Origin of the sequence: Celeribacter sp., from assembly GCF_048261515.1 — a bacterium.
In the GTDB taxonomy this organism is placed as follows: Bacteria; Pseudomonadota; Alphaproteobacteria; order Rhodobacterales; family Rhodobacteraceae; genus Celeribacter.
The window spans coordinates 54,333-77,237 of record NZ_JBLXFZ010000010.1 but is presented as its reverse complement, the minus strand read 5'-3'; the positions used below and the strand labels follow the sequence as shown (position 1 = coordinate 77,237).

25 protein-coding genes and 1 riboswitch are annotated in these 22,905 nt (G+C 60.1%); of the genes, 15 read left to right on the top strand and 10 right to left on the bottom strand.

Features of this window, described 5'->3' with window-relative positions:
• Nucleotides 1-51 precede the first annotated feature (51 nt).
• The 3 genes from ACN0SC_RS15510 to ACN0SC_RS15500 all read right to left on the bottom strand — a co-directional run bounded on the left by ACN0SC_RS15510 (nt 52) and on the right by ACN0SC_RS15500 (nt 2,178).
• On the bottom strand, nt 52-378 hold the full coding sequence (locus ACN0SC_RS15510) for a hypothetical protein (RefSeq protein WP_417250599.1): 327 nt from the start codon (nt 376-378) through the stop codon (nt 52-54).
• A gap of 82 nt (nt 379-460) precedes the next feature.
• Nucleotides 461-1,300 carry an alpha/beta fold hydrolase gene (locus ACN0SC_RS15505; RefSeq protein WP_417250598.1) on the bottom strand — a complete coding sequence of 280 codons (840 nt, stop codon included), beginning with the start codon at nt 1,298-1,300 and terminating at the stop codon, nt 461-463.
• Between the two features lie 101 nt (nt 1,301-1,401).
• The gene (locus tag ACN0SC_RS15500) at nt 1,402-2,178 is read right to left on the bottom strand and encodes a hypothetical protein (protein WP_417250597.1); all 777 of its coding nucleotides are present in this window, start codon (nt 2,176-2,178) and stop codon (nt 1,402-1,404) included.
• 330 nt (nt 2,179-2,508) lie between these two features.
• Here ACN0SC_RS15500 and ACN0SC_RS15495 point away from each other — a divergent pair, with 330 nt between their 5' ends.
• Entirely contained in the window at nt 2,509-3,117 is a 609-nt protein-coding gene (locus ACN0SC_RS15495) for a hypothetical protein (RefSeq protein ID WP_417250596.1), read from the top strand.
• 99 nt (nt 3,118-3,216) lie between these two features.
• Here the strand turns inward: ACN0SC_RS15495 and ACN0SC_RS15490 are convergent, their stop codons facing one another.
• From ACN0SC_RS15490 to fabA, 3 genes are all read right to left on the bottom strand, one after another.
• A complete protein-coding gene (locus tag ACN0SC_RS15490; protein WP_417250595.1) occupies nt 3,217-4,005 on the bottom strand; it encodes an enoyl-ACP reductase FabI in 789 nt (262 codons plus the stop codon).
• Nucleotides 4,006-4,138: 133 nt separating this feature from the next.
• Complete coding sequence (locus tag ACN0SC_RS15485; RefSeq protein WP_417250594.1) at nt 4,139-5,368, bottom strand: beta-ketoacyl-ACP synthase II; 1,230 nt, start codon at nt 5,366-5,368, stop codon at nt 4,139-4,141.
• A gap of 684 nt (nt 5,369-6,052) precedes the next feature.
• The gene (gene fabA, locus ACN0SC_RS15480; protein WP_417250593.1) at nt 6,053-6,562 is read right to left on the bottom strand and encodes a bifunctional 3-hydroxydecanoyl-ACP dehydratase/trans-2-decenoyl-ACP isomerase; all 510 of its coding nucleotides are present in this window, start codon (nt 6,560-6,562) and stop codon (nt 6,053-6,055) included.
• 243 nt (nt 6,563-6,805) lie between these two features.
• On the opposite strand from fabA, the gene irrA reads away from it, so the two are divergent.
• The gene (gene irrA, locus ACN0SC_RS15475; protein WP_417250592.1) at nt 6,806-7,237 is read left to right on the top strand and encodes an iron response transcriptional regulator IrrA; all 432 of its coding nucleotides are present in this window, start codon (nt 6,806-6,808) and stop codon (nt 7,235-7,237) included.
• A gap of 56 nt (nt 7,238-7,293) precedes the next feature.
• A complete protein-coding gene (locus ACN0SC_RS15470; RefSeq protein WP_417250591.1) occupies nt 7,294-7,911 on the top strand; it encodes a DNA-3-methyladenine glycosylase I in 618 nt (205 codons plus the stop codon).
• A gap of 9 nt (nt 7,912-7,920) precedes the next feature.
• On the opposite strand, the gene ACN0SC_RS15465 is transcribed toward ACN0SC_RS15470, so the two are convergent.
• From ACN0SC_RS15465 to ACN0SC_RS15455, 3 genes are all read right to left on the bottom strand, one after another.
• Nucleotides 7,921-8,430 (bottom strand): hypothetical protein, encoded by a 510-nt coding sequence (locus ACN0SC_RS15465; RefSeq protein WP_417250590.1) that lies wholly within the window; start codon nt 8,428-8,430, stop codon nt 7,921-7,923.
• A gap of 126 nt (nt 8,431-8,556) precedes the next feature.
• Entirely contained in the window at nt 8,557-8,994 is a 438-nt protein-coding gene (locus ACN0SC_RS15460; protein WP_417250589.1) for an FKBP-type peptidyl-prolyl cis-trans isomerase, read from the bottom strand.
• Nucleotides 8,995-9,152: 158 nt separating this feature from the next.
• The gene (locus ACN0SC_RS15455; RefSeq protein WP_417250588.1) at nt 9,153-10,013 is read right to left on the bottom strand and encodes a glycosyltransferase family 2 protein; all 861 of its coding nucleotides are present in this window, start codon (nt 10,011-10,013) and stop codon (nt 9,153-9,155) included.
• 193 nt (nt 10,014-10,206) lie between these two features.
• Here ACN0SC_RS15455 and miaB point away from each other — a divergent pair, with 193 nt between their 5' ends.
• The 12 genes from miaB (at nt 10,207) to ACN0SC_RS15395 (ending at nt 22,196) form a co-directional block, all read left to right on the top strand.
• Complete coding sequence (gene miaB / locus ACN0SC_RS15450) at nt 10,207-11,556, top strand: tRNA (N6-isopentenyl adenosine(37)-C2)-methylthiotransferase MiaB (RefSeq protein ID WP_417250587.1); 1,350 nt, start codon at nt 10,207-10,209, stop codon at nt 11,554-11,556.
• A 313-nt stretch (nt 11,557-11,869) separates the two neighbouring features.
• The gene (locus ACN0SC_RS15445; protein ID WP_417250586.1) at nt 11,870-12,442 is read left to right on the top strand and encodes an OmpA family protein; all 573 of its coding nucleotides are present in this window, start codon (nt 11,870-11,872) and stop codon (nt 12,440-12,442) included.
• Between the two features lie 11 nt (nt 12,443-12,453).
• On the top strand, nt 12,454-12,777 hold the full coding sequence (locus ACN0SC_RS15440; protein ID WP_417250585.1) for a hypothetical protein: 324 nt from the start codon (nt 12,454-12,456) through the stop codon (nt 12,775-12,777).
• 230 nt (nt 12,778-13,007) lie between these two features.
• Nucleotides 13,008-14,021 carry a PhoH family protein gene (locus ACN0SC_RS15435; RefSeq protein WP_417250584.1) on the top strand — a complete coding sequence of 338 codons (1,014 nt, stop codon included), beginning with the start codon at nt 13,008-13,010 and terminating at the stop codon, nt 14,019-14,021.
• A gap of 86 nt (nt 14,022-14,107) precedes the next feature.
• Complete coding sequence (ybeY, locus tag ACN0SC_RS15430) at nt 14,108-14,596, top strand: rRNA maturation RNase YbeY (protein ID WP_417250583.1); 489 nt, start codon at nt 14,108-14,110, stop codon at nt 14,594-14,596.
• 44 nt (nt 14,597-14,640) lie between these two features.
• Nucleotides 14,641-15,597: a transporter associated domain-containing protein gene (locus ACN0SC_RS15425; protein ID WP_417250582.1), complete on the top strand. Its 957-nt coding sequence runs from the start codon at nt 14,641-14,643 to the stop codon at nt 15,595-15,597.
• Entirely contained in the window at nt 15,509-17,131 is a 1,623-nt protein-coding gene (gene lnt, locus ACN0SC_RS15420; protein WP_417250581.1) for an apolipoprotein N-acyltransferase, read from the top strand. The genes ACN0SC_RS15425 and lnt overlap by 89 nt, the downstream gene beginning before the upstream one ends.
• A gap of 69 nt (nt 17,132-17,200) precedes the next feature.
• A riboswitch (SAM-SAH riboswitch) is annotated at nt 17,201-17,249 on the top strand.
• Nucleotides 17,250-17,257: 8 nt separating this feature from the next.
• Nucleotides 17,258-18,439 carry a methionine adenosyltransferase gene (gene metK, locus ACN0SC_RS15415; RefSeq protein ID WP_417250580.1) on the top strand — a complete coding sequence of 394 codons (1,182 nt, stop codon included), beginning with the start codon at nt 17,258-17,260 and terminating at the stop codon, nt 18,437-18,439.
• A gap of 132 nt (nt 18,440-18,571) precedes the next feature.
• On the top strand, nt 18,572-19,288 hold the full coding sequence (gene trmB / locus ACN0SC_RS15410) for a tRNA (guanine(46)-N(7))-methyltransferase TrmB (RefSeq protein WP_417250579.1): 717 nt from the start codon (nt 18,572-18,574) through the stop codon (nt 19,286-19,288).
• A gap of 80 nt (nt 19,289-19,368) precedes the next feature.
• Nucleotides 19,369-20,718: a 3-phosphoshikimate 1-carboxyvinyltransferase gene (gene aroA, locus ACN0SC_RS15405; protein ID WP_417250578.1), complete on the top strand. Its 1,350-nt coding sequence runs from the start codon at nt 19,369-19,371 to the stop codon at nt 20,716-20,718.
• A gap of 95 nt (nt 20,719-20,813) precedes the next feature.
• A complete protein-coding gene (locus ACN0SC_RS15400; protein ID WP_417250577.1) occupies nt 20,814-21,428 on the top strand; it encodes a (d)CMP kinase in 615 nt (204 codons plus the stop codon).
• Nucleotides 21,429-21,566: 138 nt separating this feature from the next.
• Nucleotides 21,567-22,196, top strand: coding sequence for a nitroreductase family protein (locus ACN0SC_RS15395; RefSeq protein WP_417250576.1), 630 nt, complete (start codon nt 21,567-21,569; stop codon nt 22,194-22,196).
• Between the two features lie 93 nt (nt 22,197-22,289).
• Here the strand turns inward: ACN0SC_RS15395 and ACN0SC_RS15390 are convergent, their stop codons facing one another.
• Entirely contained in the window at nt 22,290-22,745 is a 456-nt protein-coding gene (locus tag ACN0SC_RS15390; RefSeq protein WP_417250575.1) for a hypothetical protein, read from the bottom strand.
• Nucleotides 22,746-22,905: the final 160 nt, after the last annotated feature.

Here is a 22,905-nt window from a genome sequence, read left to right as displayed (position 1 = left end):
CTCCCTCGCTCAACAAAGAGCCTACTTAGGTAACGGCGCGTGTCGTTGCAATCAATGCGAAACAGCGATGACGCCCGAGACAATCAGGCCGCCGCCGAGGATCATGCGGGGGGTCACTTTCTCCCCCATAACCATCGCCAAGACGAGGACAAGCGTCGTCTCGACACCCACAAGGATCAGATACATCTGGCCCATGGAGTTGTGTTTCAGCAGGGCAATCTCGCCTGTAGCGGCGAGTGCAAGCCCCGCGAGGATGAGAGCGGCCCCTCCCCAAGCGAACTGGACCGAGGTGACGAGTTTCATCCCCATTGTGGCAAGCGCATAGCTTGAACCAACGAGAATCAAAAGAACGGGCTGGGATACTGCATAGGCAAACATATGGCCTCATGTTGCTGTTGACGATGCGCCCAGCCTAGTGCTGCGCCGCCGCATTAGCCATCGAATTCGGACTTGCCTTACGTCACGCGGCCTCGATCTCGGCCAGAAACCGTTCAATGACCGCGAGGCTTTCGGGTTCGTCGAGGAAGGGCACATGGCCGCGATTTGCCACTTCTGCGGTGATCATCTCGGGGCGGCGGTGTTGCATCTCGTTCAGACAGGCGCGGGAGAGAAGGTTGGAGTTCTCCCCGCGTAGAAGTGCAAGCGGCAGATCATCGAGCGCGTCAAAGAGCGGCCACATGTCGGGAACGTCACCCGTCACGCTCGCCGCCTCGACAGCCTCGCGCAATCGGGGGTCGTAGCGCAATTCCAACCGTCGCGGCCCCTCGCTCCAAATCCGCCGTGCATAGGTGCGCCATTGGTCAAAGGAGACATCGGGAAACTGCGCACCGAGTGCCTTGGGGAGTTTCTCGGCAGCGTCGTCATAGGAGCGATAGGCCGAGGGGCGGCCGAGGTAATCCATGATATGAGCCAGCCCCTCTGGGTCCAGTTCCGGCCCGATGTCATTGAGCAAAACACCCGCGAGCCGTTCCTTGGCGGTTGCAGCCAGAACCATCGCAATGAGACCCCCGCGCGATGTGCCGAGGATGGCGGCACGCTCCAGTCCGAGGTGGTCGAGCAGGGCCAGCGCATCGGCCCCCTCTTGCGGGATGGTGTAGGTCGCGGGGTCGGCATGGTCGGATGCTCCGCGACCACGACTGTCGAGGCGAATGATTTGCGCGCGGGAGGCGAAATGCTCCACCACGGGCTCAAAATCGTCCATGTTCCGCGTCAACCCCGCGAGGCACAAAAGCGGCACGCCGCTGCCCTGCACATCGTAAGCAAGGCGGATGCCATCGGCGGTGGTGAATGTCTCGGTCATTGCGGCTCCCCATGGTCCTTGCGCGGCGCATCACGCGCTGTCCGCGCCACAATGGCATGAGGGCGCATGGGGGGGAAGAGGCGGCGCGTCGCGAAACGCGGTTACATCAGACTGCCGATGAGCCACCAGCCGCCCGTGAAATGCGCGGTGAGGGCGAAGCCGTAGGTGGCCATGACCAAGAGCGCCTCATTGGGCGAAAGCACGACCTGTTCGCTGCGCTTTTTGTGCAAGAGGCTTTGCGCCCCTGCGGCTGACAGGACAAACATCGCGATGGACCCGTCGCGCAAGGCGGCGGCGAGGAAGGCCGCGGTCATGAAGGCGGTGACAAGCACGCCGAGATTGGGCCAGAACGCTTCCGATACCGCGCGCATGACACGGCCTCCCGCGAAGGGCAGGAAGGGAAGTAGCATGATGAAGTTGAACGCACCTAGCATAATCGCCGTGGCGCGCATCAGATCGGCAAATGCAGGGGCGGTCGCGGCAAAGGCGTGGAAGAGGCCGAAAGCCAGAACCATTGGCACGATGGCCAGTGCGGGACCGTAGAGCGCCACGAAACTTTCCTCCAGTGCCGTGGTAAAGGCGCGGTCCGAGCGGGGCGGGGCGATGAAGGGCAGGGGCACAAGACGCAGGCGCGCAACATCCTGCCCTGCAATCCGACAGGCCAGCGCGCCGCCCGTCTCATGCACAATCACGGCAAGGACAAATCCGAAGCCCATCATTGGAGAGGTCACTGCCGCGACAAGGCAGGTGATGCCAAAGCCGATCAGCACGCCCAGACCATCGAAGCCGACGGCCTGTATCTGTCCGCGCTGCGGCACGTCACGAAGCATTGGCAAGGCAAAAATGGCCAGCGCAATGGCCGTGACGAGAAAGGTCATTGTCCCCCCAAGGAATCTGACACGTTGACAGAGCTGCTTGTTTCCAGTGGCGCCTGTGGAACCGCATCGGTGGCAGCCGTGCGATCCGCGTTATTTCGGCCAATTTGGGGTCCGAATGTGGCGACAATGTGGCGGCCAGAGGTGTCCATACTGTGCTAAGGTGCCGAAAACAGTGTGTTTCTTGAGCGTGGACGTTACCGTTCCAGCGCGGCCAATTCTATCTCGGTTAGGGCGGATACGGTTGGGCTGGCGTGTGGCCTTCGGTTGCGTGATACTGAACCCTCGAAACCCATTGTTATTGCTCCGCAAAACAGAAGGATCGGCGCACCCATGAACCAGACTGTCGAAAAGCTGCGCGAGAATTGGCGCGAATTACAGACCCAACTGGAAGTTGACGCCCGCGCGGCGCGCGAACGTTTCAAATATCAGGTCCGCAATGGTCGGGTCGTTTTCGAGGATGAGGCACGGCGACGCGGCCGTGCATTCCGTGTGCGCTGGTCGGTGTTCTTGCGCCGTGCTCGCCCGTGGGAGATCGTCACCGCGCCCGTGATCTACAGCCTGATCGTGCCTTTTGTCCTCATAGATCTCTGGGTCACGATCTATCAGGCCATCTGCTTTCCCGCCTACAAGCTGCCGAAGGTGAAGCGCAGCGACTATATCGCGGTGGACCGTCACAAGCTCACCTATCTGAACTTCATGCAAAAGCTGAACTGCGTCTATTGCGGCTATTGCAACGGTGTTCTGGCCTATGTGCGCGAGGTGGCGGGGCGCACGGAATATTACTGGTGCCCGATCAAACACGCTCGCCATCTTCCCGACCGTCATGACCACTATCAGAACTTTCTGGACTATGGCGACGGGGAAAGCTGGGACGAGAGTTTCAAATCCATGAAAGAGCGCGCGCGGGCCTGCGAGGGCTGTGACGGGTGTTCGCACTAGGCGTTCGCCAGCCTTTTGAGCGCCCCCTTCGAGCAATAGAAAAAGCCCCACCAATTGGCGGGGCGTTTTGCGTTCTTCCGTCTGTCGAAGGTTGACCTCTTAAAGGTTGGCTTCCTGCGGCATTCCGAGAATGTGGAACCCGCCATCGACACGGATGATCTCGCCCGTTGTATAGGCACCACCATCGGAGTTGAGGTAAACGGCTGTCGCGCCCACGGCCTCAAGCGTTGCGTTGGAGCGCAGCGGGGCGTTTTCCGAGGTGTGGCGGTAGGTCTTGCGCGCGCCACCGATTGCCGCGCCTGCGAGCGTTTTCATCGGGCCGGGGGAGATCGCATTGACGCGGATGCCTTCTGGGCCGAGGTCATTGGCGAGATAGCGCACGGAGGCCTCAAGCGCGGCCTTCGCCACGCCCATGATGTTGTAGTTTGGTGTCACGCGGTTAGAGCCGCCATAGGTCAGCGTGATCAGCGACCCGCCATCGGGCATCAGTTCGGCGGCACGTTTGGCCACGTCGATGAAGGAGTGGCAGGAGATTTGCAGCGAGTTCTTGAAGTTCTCCACGGAGGTGTCACGGAAACGGCCCGTCAACTCGTTCTTGTCCGAGTATGCGATGGCGTGGACGACGAAATCGAGCGTGCCCCACTTCTCCTTGAGCGAACCGAAGGCCGCGTCCATCTGCTCGGGATTGGTCACATCGACATCGACCATCGTGTCCGATCCGACGCTTTCGGCCAGCGGTTGCAGGCGCTGGCCAAAAGCCTCGCCTTGATAAGTAAACGCCAGTTCCGCGCCTTCCTCGGCGCAGGCCTTTGCAATGCCCCACGCGATTGAGCGTTCGTTTGCGACACCCATAACGAGCCCGCGTTTGCCTTTAAGAAGATCAGCCATGTTAGCCCTCATTTTCGTTGCGGAGTGTTTGGCCTGTTTGTGCCGTCGGGTCAAGTTTTTGAGGCGTGTATGGGGTTTGCATGAAAAAGGGCCGCCCGTTCGGGCAGCCCTTTATGTCGTTATGTCTTTCGGATCAGTCGTGCAGTTTCGACATGATCATCGAACCGTTGGTGCCGCCGAAGCCGAAGCTGTTTGTCATCACGCTATCCAGCCCTGCGTTCTCGACCAGCGCCGTGGCGATCTCGCCTTCGTTGATGGCGGGGTCGAGAGTTTCGACGTTCACGGAGGGGATGATGAAATCGTGCTTTAGCGCGAGCAGACAGAACACCGCCTCCAATGCACCCGCCGCACCTTGCGTGTGGCCCGTGATCGACTTGGTCGAGGAGATCGGCGGTACATTGCCCTCACCGAAGAGGCGACGCACAGCCTCCACTTCACCGACATCGCCAACGGGGGTCGAGGTGCCGTGGGCGTTGATGTAGCTCACCTTGCGATCCTCGGGCAGGGTAGACAGGGCCAGACGCATCGCGCGCTCGCCGCCCTCGCCTGAGGGGGCCACCATGTCGGCACCATCCGAGGTCGCCCCGAAGCCCGTGACTTCCGCGTAGATTTTCGCGCCGCGCGCCTTGGCGTGTTCCAGCTCTTCCAGCACAAGGATCGCGCCGCCGCCGCCGATGACGAAACCGTCACGGTTGGCGTCGAATGCGCGGGAGGCCTTGGTCGGCGTGTCGTTGAATTTGGACGACATCGCGCCCATGGCGTCAAAGAGGCACGAGAGTGTCCAGTCGAGTTCCTCGCCTCCGCCCGCGAACATGATGTCCTGCTTGCCCATCATGATCTGTTCAGAGGCCGAACCGATGCAATGCAGCGAGGTGGAGCAGGCAGAAGTGATCGAGTAGTTGATCCCCTTGATCTGGTAAGCGGTCGAGAGGTTGGCGGAGATCGTGGAGCCCATGCACTTGGGCACGGCGAAGGGCCCGATCCGTTTGGGGCTGCCCGATTTCAGAACCGTCTGGTGCGCGGAGAACATGGCGGAGGTGGAGGGACCACCCGAGCCTGCAATAAGCCCCGTGCGCTCGTTGACCACATCGCTTTCCTCAAGACCCGCATCGGCGATGGCCTGCCCCATGGCGATATGGGCATAGGCCGCACCTGGCCCCATGAAACGAAGCGCGCGTTTATCCACGTGCTCCTTGATGTCGATATCCACGGCACCCGCGATTTGGCTGCGAAATCCATGTTCGATCATGGCCTCGTTCGCGGTGATGCCGGACTTGCCTGCCTTGAGTGAGGCGAGAACCTCGTCGGCATTTTTGCCGATGGATGAAACTACACCGAGACCGGTGACGACGACGCGACGCATAAACGTGCTCCCTTAATTGCTTGCCTTTGGTTGTAAGGTAGCGGGGGAGGGGCGTGCAAGGGGGGAGGGATGTGTATGAGGGGACGAATCGCAGAGTCTAGAGGTTTCGACTTTTTGATCTTAATCAATGAACCACCCAGCCACCCCAACGCCAGCGGTAAGGGCCACAAATTTCCAAAAAATAGCGGCTACACCCAGCACGGTTTGTACAAACATATTTCCAGATGTTCGAAATGATAATCTATTGGCGGGCTCATATTTGACGCCATGAATGTTAAAATAGGCTTCTAGTTTGTCCGCATAATTGACTAGTCTGGGTTTGCTCAATGACCTTAGGATGAAGAGCGTTAGAGAAAAAAGGAGCGCTGGAAGGTACATGACGACGGCCCCCACGACGCCAAAGATTACTATAAAGATTATGAACTTCACCTACGCACCCCAACATCCACACTCGTTCAACGCTTCAAGTCTGCCGCACTATGCGTTCTTTGGCATGACGTTGCAACTTAGAGACGATGAAATGTTCTTGTATTAATCAGGTGTGGCGCTGTTCATTCTAGACAGTTTGGGTTTGGGGTTTTAGCATCCCGCCAAGGCGGTATTCATCCCCCCCAAAAAAACGGCAAGACTTTCACCCCGCCGCTTCACACTTTCCCTGTCTCACAAACTGCTAACGCAGAGCACTTAGCTCTCGCTAAGCGCCACTTTCATGTCCTTGACCTCATAGGCCAGTTCGCCGTCGATTTTCACGATCCCGTCGGCCACGCCCATGGTCAGGCGGCGGGTTTGGACGGCTTTGGTGAAGTCGATCTCGTAGGTCAGCAGCTTGCTGTCGGGGCGCACCATGGACTTGAGTTTCACTTCGCCCACGCCGAGCGCGTAACCACGCCCTTGCCAACCGCGCCAGCCGAGATTGAAGCCGGTGAGCTGCCACAGGCCGTCAAGGCCGAGGCAGCCGGGCATGATCGGGTTTCCGGGGAAGTGGCATTCGAAGAACCACAGGTCGGGCGTGATGTCGAATTCGGCCAGTACGTGGCCTTTGCCGTGTGCGCCTCCATCGGCCGAAATCTCGGTGATGCGGTCCATCATGAGCATGGGCGGGGCGGGGAGTTGGGCATTGCCCTCCCCGAACAATTCGCCGCGCGCGCATTTGAGGAGGTCTTCCTTGGAGAAACTTGTGGGAAAATCGGCCATGTGCCCTGCCTTTTCGATCATTCTTGACGCTTGGTTTCCCTCTAACACCCCGTCCGACATGCGCGCAAGGGCGCAAGGAGGCCTGTGCGTGGCGCGTGGTGTTGGCGGCGCGACTTGTGCTATTTCTCAATTCCGTTTGAAAATCAGTGCCGCAATCCCTTATATTGCACGCAAACGCGCGACTTCGAGGGGCTGGCCGCCCCGGGACGCGCGCCATGCCGAAAGTGAACAGGTGTCATCGCAATGACCGAACGCCGCGAAATCGAAATATGCCGCAGCGAAGACTGGCTGTCGGGTGCAGGGGTGCGTCCGACCCGTCAACGCGTGGCGCTTGCGCGGCTTCTGGTGGGTGACGGGCATGACCGCCATGTCACCGCCGAGAGCCTCTTTGCCGCTGCTTCCGAGGCGGGAGAGAAGGTTTCGCTGGCCACGGTCTACAACACCCTGCGCGCCTTTTGCGATGCGGGGCTGATGCAGGAAGTCACCGTCGACGGGACGCGCTCCTACTTTGACACCAACATGGCCGAGCACCCGCATTTCTTCTGGGAGACTTCAGGGTCGCTGACCGATGCCCCTGCCGAAGAGATGGAGATCGCCCGCCTTCCCGAGCCGCCCGAGGGAATGGAGATCGCCTCGGTCGATGTGGTGATCCGCCTGCGTCCGAAATCCAACTAGGTGCGCATTTTCCGCGAAGCTGGCTCTAAGTCCAACCATGTTTTCGAGGTGGTTGCATGACGACTTTTGTGGGCGACGATGGTGTGGTGCGCTGCAAATGGTGCGCCTCCGATCCTGAATATATCCGTTACCATGACGAGGAGTGGGGCTACCCCGTCACCGACGATATCCGCCTTTTCGAGAAAATCTGTCTTGAGGGGTTCCAGTCGGGTCTGTCGTGGTGGACGATCCTGCAAAAGCGCGAGAATTTCCGCGCGGCTTTTGCGGGGTTCGATCCTGCCAAGGTCGCGGGTTTCGGGGCCGATGATGTGGAGCGCCTCGTGCTAGACACGGGCATCGTGCGCCACCGTGGAAAGATCGAAGCGGCGATTAACAACGCTGCTCGCGCCTTGGAAGTTCGGGCCGAATTCGGATCACTCGCCGCCTATTTCTGGTCTTTTGAACCGAGCGCCGAGCAGCAGGCCGCCGAAAAGGGCGGGGCGATTTTTGTCGCCGTCACCGAAACCTCCAAACGCCTGTCCAAAGACCTCAAGAAACGCGGGTGGAAATTCGTCGGACCGACGACCTGTTATGCCTTCATGCAAGCCATGGGGATGGTCAATGACCACATGGCAGACTGTGCGTACCACAGAAAATCAGAGGAACTCCGCGAAGGTCTGATCCGTCCTACTTAAGGGCGTGTCTCAGGAGTTTTGCGTGCGTGGCACGTAGTCGGCAAGTCCTCGCAGCCAGTCACGGATCGCGCGGGCAGTTGCGTTGGCCTCAAAACGCGCAAGGCTCTGCGGCGTCCATTCGCTATCTAGTGCTGCCAGCCAAGCCTCACGTTCTTCGGCTGTTTTCTCGGGCAGGGGAAAGGTCGCTGCGGCTTCAAGGATCTGTCGCAACTCTTGCACATCGCGCATGGTGCGAAACGCTGCCATCATCGGTGCCACCTGTTTGGGAACCTCGCGCCATGACTGGCCGAACATTGCCGTCACCCGCTGGCCCGCGCCCGCGCATTCGTAGGCGGCACAGCCCTTGTAACCGCGCTCGGCAAGATTGGTGTGGATGCTGCAATCGTGGTGGTCGAGATGTTTGCACGGCTCTCCCGCCGCCTTGTCATGGGCGAAATGCTCCCCCTTGTCGAAGGCGAGAGCCAGACAGCATAGCGCGGCGCAGTTGCCGCAGTCGGAAGTGAAGTCTCGTGCGCTCATGTCCGCTTTCTCGCGCCATTGCGCCCTCGTGTCAAACGCCGCATCCGCTCCGTGGTGCGACCCAATGAAAAAGGGCGCCGCAAATGCGACGCCCTCTTCGATGCTGATATGTGCTGTCGGACGACCTCACCCTTGGGCGACGACTTCCACAAGCTCGATGGCGAAGGTCAGATCCTCGCCTGCAAGACGGTGGTTGGCGTCAAGCGTCACTTCGGTCTCGGTGATTTCGACCACGGTCACAGGGATGACCTGACCTTCGGGCGATTGCATCTGAAGCTGGAGGCCAACTTCAAGCGGGATCTCCGCGGGGATCTGCTCGCGCGGGACGGCCTGCTGGGCGTCGGCGTGGCGCTCGCCATAGGCTTCAGCGGCCACGGCCACGATGGTCTTTTTCTCGCCCACGGTCATGCCGGGGAGATGCTTGTCCATGCCCGGAATGATCTGGCCGGAGCCGACAGTGAATTCGAGCGGGTCACGGCCTTCGGAACTGTCAAAGACAGTGCCATTTGCGAGCGTGCCAGTGTAATGGATACGAACGGTGTCGCCCGATTTTACTTCGGTCATGAGAGAAACTTTCGATTTACGGTGAATTGTGAGGCCGCCCCTTTGGCGGGTTCTCGTCGATGGCCCCAAGATAGGGACTCAATCGCGGATGTAAACGGTGGCAAGCCCTGAAACGCGCACGGATCGCCGTTTTCGCCCCTTTAAAGCTCGAAATCAGCCTAAAACCACTGACCTGGCTCCATCAGACCGAGATCAAGAAGCTGCTGGCTTTGCCACTCGAACTCCACCGAATTGTGCCATGTGAACTCGTGGATATCAAAAGTCGAGCCTGCGTTCGCCTTGAGCGCCTTGGCCATGCGGAACGATCCAATCGCGGCGGTGAGGTTGTTGTGCCACGGGCAGGCAAAAGTGTTGTATTCCTCGTCGTTGAACAGGTGGTTCTCCGACAGTTTCAATCCGCTTTTGGCGCGAAACAGGGCGATGCGGTCGATGCGGCGACGATCCTTGGGCACATGCTCCTCGAAGCGCCAGCGTAGTCCTCCGAAGAAATCGAGCTGTCGCTCTTTCGGCCCGTCCGTTCCCGCGCGCCCGAGGGCATAGTAGCCCGAACGGTCAAGGTGCGCATCTTCGAGCGAGACGGCATTGGGGTAAGCGTTCAGATCGCCTGCGTAGAGGTCCACAACATAGGTCAGCATCGCGTTGCGGCGTTCCTCGCTGTGGAATGTCAGCAGATCGACGATATTGCGGGTCTCGCAGAACGGGTAGAACAGGTATTCGGCGTTGTAGCAGTAGTAGATCCATTGGCCATGCGTGGCGGCAATGATGCGGTTGACCGTGGTGGAGAGCATATTGACCGCGCGGGTGTTGTGGCGAACGCGCAAGACCTGCGCCTCGACCCCTTGGGGCACGGTGATCTCGTCGGGGGCGAAGAGGATGACCTGTTTGAACCCGAGGCCGAGGTGGTGACGCAGCGTCGAAGCCACCTCCACCTCATCCTCGGCAAAGATCAGCGCGATCGGCCCCTTGGCGATAAGGTCCGCCCCGTCTTTCAGAAAAATGTCGAGGCTTTCGTAGCGCATCCGTGCGTCCCTTGGCGATTGTTACCCGTGCGGCTAACCCTCCGCGATCTCGGTAAAAAAGCCATGAAGGGACGGGGATTGCAAGCGATGTCCCATCGGAGTGTGTCGTCGGGCACATGCAAAAGCCGTTTGCCCCGTTTGCGGGCTTGGTGTAGGAGGCGCGTTGACTTCCCAAACATGCACGGACAGGGCCATGGCCGAGAGCAAAGCGGACCTCAAGAAACTTTTCATCAAAACCTACGGGTGCCAGATGAACGTCTACGACAGCGAACGCATGGCCGAGGCGCTTGGCGGGTCGGGCTATACGGAAGTGTCGAGCCCCGAAGAAGCCGACATGATCCTGCTCAACACCTGCCACATCCGCGAGAAGGCGGCTGAAAAGGTCTATTCCGAGCTTGGCCGTTACAAGGATCTCAAGGTTGCCAACCCCGATCTGAAAATCGGCGTGGCGGGCTGCGTGGCACAGGCGGAGGGTGAGGAGATCATCCGTCGTCAGCCGATGGTGGACCTCGTGGTCGGCCCGCAGAGCTATCACCGTCTGCCCGAGCTGGAGGCCAAGGCAGGAGGCGGCGAGAAGGCGCTCGACACCGACTTCCCCGAAGAGGACAAGTTCGAGCACCTGAAAGCGCGCCCCAAAGCCAAACGCGCCCCTGCGGCATTCCTTACCGTGCAGGAAGGCTGCGACAAGTTCTGCGCCTTCTGCGTGGTGCCCTATACGCGCGGTGCCGAGGTTTCGCGGCCCGTGTCGCGTATTATGTCCGAGGCTCGCGATCTGGTGGAGCGCGGCGTGCGCGAGATCACGCTCTTGGGGCAGAACGTTAACGCCTATCATGGTGACGGTCCCGATGCGCAGGGCGGCGGCACATGGGGGCTGGCGCAACTAATCGAGGAGTTGGCTACGGTGGATGGCCTAGAGCGCATCCGCTTCACAACCTCGCACCCCAATGACATGGACGAGGCGCTGATTGACGCGCATGGCACCTGCTCCAAGCTGATGCCCTACCTGCACCTCCCCGTGCAATCAGGGTCCGACCGCATCCTCAAGGCAATGAACCGCAAGCACACTGCCGAGGAGTATATCCGTCTGATTGAACGCATCCGTGCCGCGCGCCCCGACATTGCGCTTTCGGGCGACTTTATCACGGGCTTCCCCGGCGAGACCGATCAGGATTTCGAGGACACGATGGCGCTGGTGCGCGAGGTCAAATACGCCTCCGCCTTCTCGTTCAAATACTCCCCGCGCCCAGGAACGCCCGCGGCCGAGAAGGGCGACAAGATGGTTGATGCGGATGTGGCCACCGAGCGGCTCCATCGCCTGCAGGCCCTCATCACCGAGCAGCAACGGGCGTTTCAGGATGCGATGGTCGGCCGCGAGGTCTCCGTCCTGTTCGAGCGCAAGGGGCGCATGGAAGGCCAAATGGTCGGCAAGTCGGAATATCTGCACGCCGTCCACGTCACCGCACCTGTCGCCGTGGGCGAAATCAAACGGGTTCGCATCGTGGAAAGCGGGCCGAACTCGCTGGCGGGCGAAGTGATCGACTGACACAAGGCGCGGCGGGACTCGATGCGAATTGTGGCAGCGGCGCGCGCGAGTGAGGCGCATCGTGGGGTCAATGCTGTCCGTGAAGCAACAATGACGCTAAAATACGTCATCAGTTGATCATTGAGATACAATATGTAGTAAATCCGCCTTCACAAACCCACGAAGTTTGCTATCCTTCCCTACAATATTGCAATGAGTGGCGTGGTCGGGGAGCTGCTGCTTTTGCGCCGCACCATGCGACAGGCAATGGTGACGCGCAAAGCAGTGCTGGTCGCGTCATTGGGTGAAACGATAGAGTGGGGGACATGACGTCGTGTTGAACCAGTTTCTGAACAAAGGCCGCAACGCGCTTGCGCTGGCCGCAATCGCAGGACTTGCGCTCTCCGCGACCGCAGCTTCGGCACAAGTAATTTCGGGCACCGTCAACGGTGAGCGCTACGCACCGACAATCTGGATCGACCCCGACGGGTGCGAGCATTGGGTGATGGATGATGGCGTTGAGGGCTATATGGACCTCAAGGTGGACCGTCAGGGCATGCCGACCTGTCACCCCGTGAAATCCTGCGCGGTGATGAATTCCGATCAACTCTTCGCCACGGACAGCCACCGCATTTCGCCAGCGGGTCGCGAACGTCTTACGAAGTTCTTCAGGAGCGCGGGTGCCACGGCCTATATCATCATCGGTCACACCGACAGCCGCGCCTCCGACGAATACAACATGCGTCTGAGCTACAACCGCGCAAACGCGGTGGCCAAGATTGCCGCCAGCACTGGCGCTCGGATTTCAGACGTGCGGGGCTATGGCGAGCGGATGCCGAAAGCATCCAACAGAACCGCCGCAGGCATGGCGGAAAACCGTCGTGTTGAAATCATCTGTATCAAGTGAGGAGAGAGACGATGAAAGCAACCAAAGCAATCGCCCTTCTCGCCGCTGTCGGGTCGCTGGCCGCCTGTGAGAGCACCCTGTCCGAAGCCATGATGGGCGACAAGGTGGACAAGACTGTGGACCGTGGTTTCGACAGTAAGCACCTCAGCCAACTGCAGGCTGGGATCTGGATCGACCCGCAGGGCTGTGACCACTGGATCATTGACGATGGTGTTGAGGGCTACCTCTCTGCGCGCGTCGACAAATACGGCAAACCCGTGTGTTCGGGCATTGCCGAGCCGAATACAGCCGTTGGCCCATTCAAGTCGGGTTCGAGCTTCTCTGACCCGATCTAAACGCGGGCATGGCTCGCATGCCGTGTAACAAACCATTGGAAAACGGCTCCTTTCTTGCGAAAGGGGTCGTTTTTCTTTCGCTCAAAACTGTGGCGGTTATCTGAAAAAGCCCTGCGAATACGTCCCCAATTTTCGACAATTTCGTGAAGAATGCCTTAGATATGGTGTCTTCGCTTGCTTTGGACGCTATCCCTTGGCACGATCGGGTCATAGCCACTTCAATATTGGAGATGCATTTGGGCCTGAGCGCTTTGACCACCCCGCAATCGACGGACGCTGTCCACGAAACATTGCTGGAATTCAATGACAACCGATTGCTTATCGACCTGTGCGGTGAGTTTGATCGGAACCTCGCCCAAATCGAACACAAGCTCGATGTGCAGATTGTCCGGCGCGGTAATGTCCTGTCCGTGATGGGCAACGGGCCATCGCGTGGCAAGGCAGCGGCGGTGCTTCAGGAGCTTTACGGTAAACTCGAAGCGGGCCGCGAGGTCGAGGCGGGCGATATCGACGGGATGTTGCGCATGGGCGAGAACGCTGCGGGCGGCGGTCTTCCGGGTGATCAGATCGAGATGTTCAACGGCGGCAACATTGAAATCAAGACCCGCAAGAAATTGATCGAGCCGCGCACGGACGCGCAGAAAGCCTATGTCCAGAGCCTCTTTGACAACGAGTTGGCCTTTGGCATCGGTCCTGCTGGGACGGGTAAGACCTATCTGGCCGTGGCCGTTGGCGTGAACATGCTCATCAACGGCCATGTCGACAAGATCATCCTGTCGCGCCCGGCGGTAGAAGCGGGCGAGCGTCTTGGTTTCCTTCCTGGCACGCAGGATGAGAAGGTCGATCCCTATATGCAGCCGCTCTACGACGCGCTCAACGATTTCCTCCCCGCCAAGCAATTGGCGAAGATGAAAGAGGAAAAGACCATCGAGATCGCGCCGCTGGCCTTTATGCGGGGCCGCACGCTCAGCCGCGCTTTCGTGGTGCTCGACGAGGCGCAGAATGCGACCACCATGCAAATGAAGATGTTCCTGACCCGTCTGGGCGAAGGGTCGCGCATGGTCATCACGGGTGACCGCTCGCAAGTCGATCTGCCGCGCGGGGTGCCTTCGGGCCTACGTGACGCGGAGCGGATTCTGGCGGGTGTGCCTAACATTGCGTTCAACTATTTCACCTCCCGCGATGTGGTGCGTCACCCGCTTGTCGCCGCGATCATCGAAGCCTACGAGGCCGATGAAAGTTGACGGGCGCAATTTCTCTGGGACAATCGCGTTGTTCGGTGTAGAGCACGCGAGGATTTTCTAGGGCGAATGGGCCGTGGGCGGATGAAATGACACTCGACGTTCTGATTGAAGACGACCGTTGGAGCGCCGTGGCGCTTGAGGCGCTGGCTACGCGTGCGGAAGCGGCAACTCTCGGGCACTTGGGGCTTGATCCCGAGTTGTGCGAAGGGTCGGTTTTGGCCTGCAACGACGCGCGGATCAAGGTGCTCAACGCCGATTTCCGCGCTAAAGATCGCGCGACCAATGTGCTGTCATGGCCAGCCGAGGAGCGCGCCACACCCGATGCGCGACCGCCTCTGCCTGAACCCGACTTTGACGGAACAATCGAACTCGGCGATATCGCGATTTCCTATGACACCTGCGCGGCGGAGGCGGAGGCGGCGGACAAGCCGATGGACCACCACGTTGCGCATTTGCTCGTTCATGGATTGTTACATCTGTTGGGATATGATCACATCTCGGACACGGATGCGGAGATAATGGAGGGCACAGAGACAGAGATACTTGAAACTCTGGATGTGCCCGACCCATATTAGAGGTCATCCCGAAATTGGCGGGACAGTAAATTTGGAAAGGGCCGATGGGCGATAAAGAGCCTGGATCTTCTACGGCAGCGCAGAGCGCGCCGCACGATCCCACAAAATCCGCGGAAGCAAACCGCGGTGCCGATGACAGCGACACATCGAGGCGCGGGTTTTGGACCCGCCTGACATCCGTGTTTTCCCCTTCTACCCCATCATCAGACACAAGCGCCCCCGCCGCACCTGATCCCGTGCCCGCTCCGAACGGCGCGGATCGTCCGGGGATGCTCAACCTGCGGCGTATGCGGGTCGATGATGTTATGGTCCCCAAGGCCGAGATCGTCGCTGTCCCCGTGGACATCAAGAAAGACGATCTGGTCGCGACTTTCCGCGAGAGCGGCAACACGCGTTTGCCCGTTTTCAAAGGCACGCTGGACACGCCCATTGGCCTCGTCCACCTCAAGGACTTCGCGCTTGGCCACGGGTTCAACGGTAACGGCGGGCGCTTCAATCTGCGCAAGATGATCCGCCCGCTCCTCTTCGCCCCTCCATCCATGCCCATCGGTGTGTTGCTGCAAAAGATGCAGAGCGACCGTATGCACATGGCCTTGGTGATTGATGAATACGGCGGCGTTGATGGATTGGTGACGCTTGAGGATCTGGTCGAGCAAGTCATCGGCGAGATCGAGGACGAGCATGACATTGAGGAAGACGTGTTCTGGACCCAAAGCGGACCAGGGGTCTTCATTGCGCAATCCAAGGCGCCGCTGGAAGAGTTCGAGGCCGCAATCGGGCTGAAGCTCACCGATGGGGACGACGATGAGGAAATCGACACGCTGGGCGGTTTGGTGTTCCTTCTGTCGGGCCGTGTGCCCGCTCGTGGCGAGATGATTCATCACCCAAGTGGCACGGAGTTCGAAATCATAGATGCCGACCCACGCCGCATCAAACGGGTGCGGGTGCGTCTGCCGCAGGCGGCGGGCAACACCACCGCGCCGCCAGCAAGCGGTAACTGATCCCATGCGCGCTCGGCCTTTTGCGCGACGGTTTCGCCGCTGGCGCAGGGCGGCCCTGCGTCGTCCCCGATGGAGCGCTATCGGCGCGGGGCTGCTCGTGGCAACGGGGCAGGAGCCTTTAGGCTTTTGGCCTGTGGCACTGTTCGGATTGGCCGCTGGAATTTTACTGTGGCAACGTTCGCAATCTGTCCGCGACGCGGCGTGGATCGGCTGGGCCTTGGGCTTCGGCACCTTTCTCGGCGCGCTCAACTGGCTCGTGAACCCTTTCCTGGTGGAGCCGTTGCGGCACGGGTGGATGATTCCCTTCGCACTATCTTTTATGTGTGGCGGGCTGGCGCTTCTGTGGGCGGGGGCCTTTGCCGCGGCCCGTGGGGTAAAGCTCGGCACCTTCGGGTTGCTCGCGCTGTGGACTGCGATCGAGCTGGCGCGAGGCTGGATTTTTACGGGCTTCCCTTGGGCGCTGCCTGCTTACATTTGGCTCGACACCTCCGTGGCCTTTTGGTCCGCCGTGCTTGGCCCCTATGGGCTGACGGGTCTCACCCTTGCTCTGGCCGCGCTTCTTGCGCAAGTGGGGATGCGCAAACATCTCAACGGGCGCGGGGTGGGGCTTCTGGCCCTTGTCTTCATCGCTATCTTCGGGGGCGGTCATTTGCTCGGTGAGCAGGCACACACCGCCGACACAACGACACGCGTGCGCGTGGTGCAACCTAATGCGCCGCAGCACCAGAAATGGGATCCGCGCTATATCCCGGTGTTTTACGATCTCGCATTACAGCTCTCTGACGCGTCGCAAGCCGACCTTGTTGTCTGGCCTGAAACTGCACTAGCGCAGATGCTCAATTTCGCGGAGCCGCAGTTACGCGAAATTGCCGAACGTGTCGCCCCAGCAACCGCCGTTGTCGGCGGGCGACGGATCGACGGGCGGCGCGGCTACAATTCAATTGCGGTGATCGGGGAGGGGGGCGCTCTCGATGCGGTTTATGACAAGCATCACCTCGTGCCATTCGGCGAGTATCTTCCTTTGCCACAAGTTCTTTCAACGCTCGGTTTCGGCACGTTCACGGCCTCGGAGGGATACGGGTTCTCGGCGGGCGCAGGACCGCAGCTTCTCGACTTCGGTGCCGCAGGTCGTGCGCTGCCGCTGATCTGCTATGAGGCGATTTTCCCTCGCGACCTGCGTGGCACGGAGCGCCCCGACTTCCTCCTGCATCTGACCAATGACGCATGGTTCGGGCGTTTCGCGGGGCCGCAGCAGTCCCTCGCCCAAGCCCGTTTCCGCGCCATTGAGACGGGGCTGCCCATGGTGCGTGCGGCCAATACGGGGATTTCGGCGGTGATCGATCCGCGCGGAGAAATCCGACGCTCTGTTCCTTTGGGGCAGGCGGGTGCCGTCACCGCACCACTTCCCGAAGCCGCCGCGCCCACGATCTACTCCCGCTTCCACGAAACGGGTGTCGCGATTTTGATCGCCGCATTCGCGATCCTTGGTGGCCTCGCGCAGTTCCTCCGTCGCAAAGTGGTCACGCGCGCCTAGGATATACGTGGGCGCGTGGGGAAAGGAGATTGACGCCTTGCTGCGCGGGATATATCGCATGTTCCCTATCGGCCCCCACAACGGCTTCCTGACGTGGCGGGCGACAATCAATGGAGCAAGACCCCAATGCCACGCAAAGAATACACGTTCACCTCGGAATCCGTTTCCGAGGGCCATCCTGATAAAGTCTGTGACCGCATTTCAGACGCGATCCTTGACGCATTTCTGACCGAGGAACCAGAGGCGCGTGTTGCTTGCGAGACCTTTGCAACCACCGATCTCGTCGTGGTGGGGGGTGAAGTAGGGCTGTCCGATCAGGACAAACTGACCGAATACATGGGTAAGATCGACGGTATCGTGCGCGATTGCGTCCGCGATATCGGTTACGAGCAAGACAAGTTCCATTGGAAATCGGTGAAGGTGCAGAACTTCCTGCACGAGCAATCCGCGCATATCGCTCAAGGTGTCGATGCCGCCGACAACAAGGACGAAGGTGCTGGCGACCAAGGGATCATGTTTGGTTTTGCTACGCGCGAAACGGACGAGCTGATGCCTGCCCCGATCCATTTCTCGCACGCGATCCTGCGTCGGCTTGCCGAAGTGCGCAAGGATGGCACCGAGCCTGCCCTCGGGCCCGACGCCAAATCGCAGCTTTCCGTGCGCTACGAGAATGGCGTGCCGGTGGGAGTGGATTCGCTTGTGCTTTCCACACAGCACCTCGACGAGAGCCTTGAGAGCGCGGATGTGCGCGCCATTGTCGAACCTTACATTCGCGAGGTTCTTCCCGAGGGCTGGCTGACTGACGAGACTATCTGGCACGTTAATCCTACGGGCAAGTTCGTGATCGGTGGGCCTGACGGCGATGCGGGTCTGACGGGGCGCAAGATCATCGTGGATACCTATGGCGGCGCCGCGCCGCATGGTGGTGGGGCGTTCTCGGGCAAAGACCCGACCAAGGTGGACCGCTCGGCCGCCTACGCCGCGCGCTATCTGGCGAAAAACGTGGTGGCGGCGGGTCTTGCTGACCGATGCACGATCCAGCTCAGCTATGCCATTGGTGTGGCTGCGCCTTTGTCGATTTATGCCGACCTGCATGGCACGGGCGATATCGACCCCGCGCTGATCGAGGCGGCGATCCCCAAGGTGATGGACCTCACCCCGCGCGGCATTCGCACCCATCTTGGTCTCAACAAGCCGATCTTTCAGCGCACGGCGGCCTATGGCCACTTCGGGCGCAAACCAGACGCGGATGGCGGGTTCTCGTGGGAGCGCACAGATCTGGCCGAGGATCTCGCCAACGCGGTTTGATCGTGGTGCGAGAAAGAATGGGCAAGCGGGCAGGGGATTCCTGCCCGTTTTCCTTTGCTGCGGTGAATTTCGCCTGTTTCGCGGGGCGAAGGGTGATTGCGCAAAGGCGGGCGCGGCTCTAAACACGCGCCCATGACAGATGACACGCATAAATCGGGCGCTCCGTGGCGCAACTTCTACGGCCGGATCAAGGGCAAGTCCCTCAATAAGGCGCAGGAGGTCTATCTCGACGAAGATCTTCCGCGACTTTCGCCTGGCCCCGTGACTTGGGAAGAAAACCCCGACCGCACCAAACTTGATCTCAAGGCGCGTTTCGGCGATCGCCCTGTCTGGCTCGAAGTGGGGTTCGGCGCGGGCGAGCATCTGGTGCATATGGCCAAGCGCTATCCCGAAGTCGCGATTATCGGTTGCGAGCCCTACATCAATGGCGTGGCGTCATGTCTAGGCCATCTTCGCCGCGACGGGACGATCACCAATGTGGCGATCCACGCAGGCGATGCGCGTGACCTATTTGATGTGTTGCCCGATGGATCGATTGCCAAAGCCTTTCTCAATTATCCCGACCCGTGGCCAAAGGCGCGCCACCATCGCCGTCGCTTTGTAACCCCCGAACACCTCGCCCCGCTGCACCGCGTTCTGGCTGAGGGCGCAGAGTTCCGCGTGGCCACCGACATCCCCGACTATGTGCGTCAGACGATGGAAGAGGTGCCGTCCGCGGGCTTTGAATGGTTGGCTGAAGGGCCGCAGGACTGGCGTGAGCCGTGGGAAGACTGGATCTCCACGCGCTACGAGAAAAAGGCGCTGCGCGAGGGGCGCAAGGCGCATTACATGACCTTCCGCCGCCTCTGATCGCGCCCGTATGGACCGCCACGTGCGGTTGCGCTATCACGGGCGGAACAACGCACTCCCCCAAGCGAGGACACTTCCCCATGTCAGGACACGGCACCCCGATCCCCATGACGTCGCAAAAATGCGGCCCCCTGAAGGGCACGGCGAATGTGCCGGGCGACAAATCCATCTCGCACCGCGCACTGATTCTTGGCGCGATGGCTGTTGGTGAGACGAAAATCACGGGGCTTCTTGAGGGGCAGGACGTTCTCGACACGGGCCGTGCGATGCAGGCGCTTGGCGCGGAAGTGGTGCGTCACGGCGCGGGCGAGTGGTCTGTGCATGGCGTTGGCGTTGGCGGGTTCCGCGAACCCGAGCAGGTCATCGATTGCGGTAACTCGGGCACGGGCGTGCGCCTCATCATGGGTGCAGTCGCAACGCATGGCTTTGCCACAACCTTCACGGGTGATGCTTCGCTCAACAAGCGCCCGATGGGGCGTGTGACCGATCCTCTGGCGCTCTTTGGTGCGCAGGCCGTTGGTCGTTCGGGCGAACGCTTGCCGTTGACGCTTGTCGGCACAGACACCCCGACGCCCGTTGAGTACGCCACGCCTGTGCCCTCGGCGCAGGTGAAATCCGCCGTGCTTCTGGCCGGCATCAACGCGCCAGGTAAGACCGTGGTGGTCGAAAAGGAAGCCACCCGCGATCACACCGAACGGATGCTGCGCGGCTTCGGGGCCGAAGTGGTGGTGGAGGAGGTCGCGGAAGGCCACAAGATCACGCTCACTGGGCAGCCCGAGTTGACGCCGCAAGAGGTCGCCGTGCCGCGCGATCCTTCCTCGGCAGCCTTCCCAGTCTGCGCCGCGCTCATCGTTGAAGGCTCCGAGATTCTCGTGCCAGGTGTTAGCCAGAACACCACGCGCAACGGACTTTATACCACGCTCGTCGAAATGGGCGCGGACATCACCTTCGAGAACCCGCGCGAAGAGGGTGGCGAGCCCGTGGCCGATTTGCGCGTGCGTCATTCGCAGCTTAAAGGCATCGAGGTGCCGCCCGAGCGCGCCGCCTCGATGATCGACGAATATCCGATCCTGTCGGTGGTCGCGGCCTTTGCTGAGGGCAAAACGGTCATGACGGGGGTCAAGGAACTTCGCGTCAAGGAATGCGATCGCATCGACGCGATGGCGCGGGGGCTTGAGGCTTGCGGTGTGACGGTGGACGAGACCGAAGACAGCATGACCGTGCATGGATGCGGACCTGATGGCGTTGCGGGTGGAGCGACCTGCGCCACCTTCATCGATCACCGCATTGCCATGTCGTTCCTCGTTTGTGGCATGGCCAGCCAAGAGCCGATCTCGGTTGATGATGGTTCGCCGATTGCCACCTCGTTTCCTGTATTCGAGAAACTCATGCGCGGCCTTGGTGCGCAAATCTCAAGTCAGGGCGACTGACCGTTCATTCGCGCGAAGCAATTGACACGACTGCGCCCACGGGCCACAAAAACGGTCCGCGCACACATCGCGCGGCCTATGCTGGAGCTTTGCCAATGCCTTTTTGTGTCGCCACCGATGGTCCTGCCGCTGCTGGAAAAGGCACGATCTCCAAGGCGCTCGCCGAGCGTTTCGGATACGCCCATCTGGACACGGGACTTCTCTACCGCGCTGTCGGTGCCAAGACGTTGCAGGGCATGGATGCGGTGGAGGCGGCAAAGTCGCTCGTGCCGGAAGATATGGTCGACGAGGATGCTCTGCGCGCTCCGCAGGTTGCCCGCGCCGCCTCGCAGGTCGCTGCACAACACGATGTTCGCGCAGCGCTCGTGGATTTCCAGCGCGCTTTTGCGCGTCGTGATGGCGGGGCCGTTTTGGACGGGCGCGATATCGGGACGGTGATCTGCCCCGATGCGGAAGTGAAGCTCTACATCACGGCTTCAGACGAGGTGCGTGCCGAGCGCCGCTATCTCGAAATGCGCGCAAAAGGTGTGGAGATCACGCAAGAGGAAGTGGCCAAAGATCTCGCAGAACGCGACCGCCGTGATGAATCACGGGCAACTGCCCCCTTGGTCGCGGCCGATGACGCGATCGTGATCGACACCACCGCATTGAGCATTGAAGAAGCTGTCGCCTTGGCAGTGCAGAAGGTTCAGGCCGTATTGGACGCTTGAGCGTCTTTCGCTGTGGTCTGTGCATGCAGGCACAGTGGCGCTGCAATTTCGTGCGGTGGTCAAATCACGGGACGATCCTTAGCTACGCATCATGACAAATCGCCACGCACTCAAGCGGGTTTGTAAGGATAAAAATTGATGCTCAAAGACCTCATGCAGTGGCGCTACGCCACTAAGAAATATGACCCCTCCAAAACGGTAGAAGCTGAAAAACTGGACGCAATTCTGGAAGCGATCTCTCTCGCTCCGACCTCGTCTGGCTCCCAACCTTTTGAAGTTTTCGTTATCAGCAACCCCGAGAAACGCAAATCCATCCCGATGATGGGGATGAACCAGTCGCTCATGGCCGACTGCTCCCATGTTCTCGTATTTGCGTCGTGGGATAACTACACCGCCGAGCGCATTGATAGCGTGCGCGAGCTGAACGAGAAATTGCGCGGTCCGAGTGAGTTGTTGAGCCAGTATTACGAAGGTCTGAAAGCCGCCTATCTGCCGCGCCCCGCACAGGTCAACGCCGATCACGCCGCGCGTCAGGCCTATATCGCGCTTGGCTTCGCAATGCTGGCCGCTGCCGAGCAGAAGGTCGATGCGACCCCGATGGAAGGGTTTGACCCCGCCGAGGTCGATAAGGCGCTTGGTTTGGCCGAGAAGGGCCTGAAGTCCCAAATCGTTCTGACACTCGGCCACCGCGACGCTGAAGGCGATTGGCTCGTGAACCTCCCTAAAGTGCGCAAGCCGCGCGACGAGATGTTCACCTTCATCGACTGATTTTCCTCGTTTATGTCGACGGAAACGGGGAAGGGCGCGGAGTAATCCGCGCCCTTTTGTTATCTTGTCTGGGTGTGCGCGGGGCACTGTCGATCAAATGTTGATGATGATCTTGACGTGGATTGCCCATTCCTGCTTGTCGCCCTTGGCCCTGATCATCGTTTCGCCTTTGACCAGCCCTTTACCATAGGCCTTGCGAACCGCATTGACGATCTCGCCGTTGAATTCGGTTTTGGGGAATTCTTTAGACAGACGCGCCTCAAGTTCCTTGCCGAGAACGGTAGGGCGGTCCTCTGGTTTTGCTTTGTTTATCGCGGTGACGGATAGGTCCCGCACTTCGACCTTACCGCCACCACCTCCGCCGCCTTCAAGTGCGCCAACGGCGATGATCGCGCCGAGGCCGAGTGCGAGTGGTCCTGCCGCACCAAGAGCCGCGCCAGCAAGAGGGGTGAAGCCTTCTTTCCCTGCTGCGAGAGCGGGGATAGCGAAGGCGCCGGAAACAACAGCGGCGGCGCCCGTTGTGAGGAAAGTGCGTTTAGAGATATTCATATGGAGTGGTTCCTGAAAAATGATTTCTGTCCCGACACGCTTCCACACAGGGCGATGTTATACAAAAGCAAACCACTCAAACGCATCCGTTATCCGATAACAGGGGCGCATAGGGCACATAGACTTGCTACTTTTTGCATTTTCCCCTATACGCGCGCTT